Annotated in this window: 1 protein-coding gene; it reads left to right on the top strand. The window is 74.5% G+C overall.

Features of this window, described 5'->3' with window-relative positions:
• On the top strand, positions 1-2111 hold a 2111-nt coding region (locus ACGFXC_RS37520; protein ID WP_393719428.1), incomplete at both ends, for a condensation domain-containing protein.

Genomic DNA, 2111 nt, shown 5'->3' with positions numbered 1-2111 from the left:
TACGGACCCCCCGGCACCCGCCTCTACCGCACCGGCGACCAAGCCCACTGGGACACCCACGGAAACCTCCACTACACCGGCCGCACCGACACCCAAATCAAAATCCGCGGCTTCCGCATCGAACCCACCGAAATCGAAACCACCCTCACCACCCACCCCCACATCACCCAAGCCACCCTGACCCACGGCGACCAGCAGCTGACGGCGTACGTGACGGCCGCCCCCGGAGTGCCGGCGCCGCGTCCGGACTCGCTGCGCGCCTGGCTGCGGCAGCGGCTGCCGGAGCACATGGTTCCGGCCCGGTTCGCGGTGCTGGACCGGCTGCCGCTCACCCTTAACGGGAAGATCGACAAGGCGGCTCTGCCCGCGGTCGAGGCCCCGCTCACCAGCGGGGGACGCCAGCCGCGCACGGAGGCCGAGGAGCTGGTGCGGACGCTGGTCGGCGAGGTGCTCGGCGCGGTCGCGCCGCTGTCGATGGACGACGACTTCTTCGACCACGGCGGCCACTCCCTGCTCGCCGCCCGGCTGACGAACCGGATCGCCGCCACCCTCGGCGTCACCCTCACCCTGCGCGACGTCTTCCGCCACCCCACCCCCGCCGCCCTCGCCCGCCGGATCGACGAGGTCGGCGACCGGCCGGCGCTGCCCCGGCTCACGCCGGGCCTGCCCCGGCCCGAGCGGCTCCCCCTGTCGTTCGCGCAGCAGCGGCTGTGGCTGGTGGCCGCCGGCCTGGGTACGCAGGGGAGCACCGCCTACAACGTGCCGATGGCGGTCCGGCTGGAGGGCGAGCCCGACGTCGCCGCGCTCCGGTCCGCCTTCGCGGACCTGGCGGAGCGTCACGAACCGCTGCGCACCCGGTTCGTCACCGCGGACGGCGATCCGTACCAGGTGGTGGATCCGGTCCCGGCCTTCGCCTTCGAGGTGGCCACGGTCGCGCCCGCCGAGGTGGACGCCGCACTGGAGGCCGCCGCCCGCCACTCCTTCGACCTGTCGGCCGAACACCCGCTCCGGGTCACCCTGCTGGAGTGCGGTGCGGGCCGCTACGCACTGCTCGTGCTGCTCCACCACATCGCCACCGACGGGCAGTCGCTGCGGCCGCTGTTCGAGGACCTGTCCCACGCCTACGCGGCCCGCCTCGCGGACGCCGGCGCCGCCGGAGCCCGGCCGCCGCTGCCCGCCGCGTACGCCGACTTCGCCCTCTGGCAGCGCACGGCCCTGACCGGCGATCCGCTCCGGACGCAGCTCGCGTACTGGAAGACGGCGCTGGCGGGCCTGCCCGAGGAGCTCGGGCTGCTGCCCGACCGGCCGCGTCCGCCGGTGGCGGGACAGCGGGGCGCGATGGTGCGGGCCGACTTCGGGACCGAGCTGCACAAGCGGGTCGTGGAGCTGGCGCGGGCCGAGCGGTGCACCCCGTTCATGGTGGTCCAGGCGGCGCTGGCGGCCACGCTGACCCGGCTGGGCGCGGGGACCGACATCCCCCTGGGCTCCCCGGTCGCCGGCCGTCCGGACGAGGCGCTCAGCGGGCTGGTCGGGTTCTTCGTCAACACGCTGGTGCTGCGCACCGACACCTCGGGCGACCCGGTCTTCCGGGAGTTGCTGGCCCGGGTGCGCGGCGCCGATCTGGACGCGTTCGCGCACCAGGACGCACCGTTCGACCTGGTCCTGGACGCCGTGAACCCGGTGCGCTCGCTGGCCCGGCACCCGCTGTTCCAGGTCTGCCTGGCACTGGAGTCGGGGCCTTCGGTGGTACCGGACCTGCCCGGGCTGCGGGCGGGGGCGGCGCGACCGCTGGCCACCGGGGCGGTCAAGTTCGACCTGGAGTTCCTGCTCCAGGCAGACGAGGAGTCGGGGCTGACGGGGGCAGTGCTGTACCGCTGCGACCTGTACGACCGGGCCACGGTCGAGCGGATGACCGCGATGCTGCGGCGCACGCTGGAGCAGGCCGTACGGGAGCCGGGGGTCCGGCTGTCGGAACTGGAGTTGCTCGGGGAGGCGGAGCGGCGGCAGGTGCTCCAGGAGTGGACGGGCATCCGGGCGGAGACCGGACAGGACACCCTGGTCGACCGCTTCGAGGAACAGGCCCGGCTACGCCCCGACGCCCGCGCCCTGGT

The organism is Streptomyces sp. NPDC048507 (genome assembly GCF_043199995.1).
Classification (GTDB): Bacteria; Actinomycetota; Actinomycetes; order Streptomycetales; family Streptomycetaceae; genus Streptomyces.
Note: the sequence above shows the minus strand (reverse complement) of the source record. Positions and strands in the feature narration are given on the sequence as shown.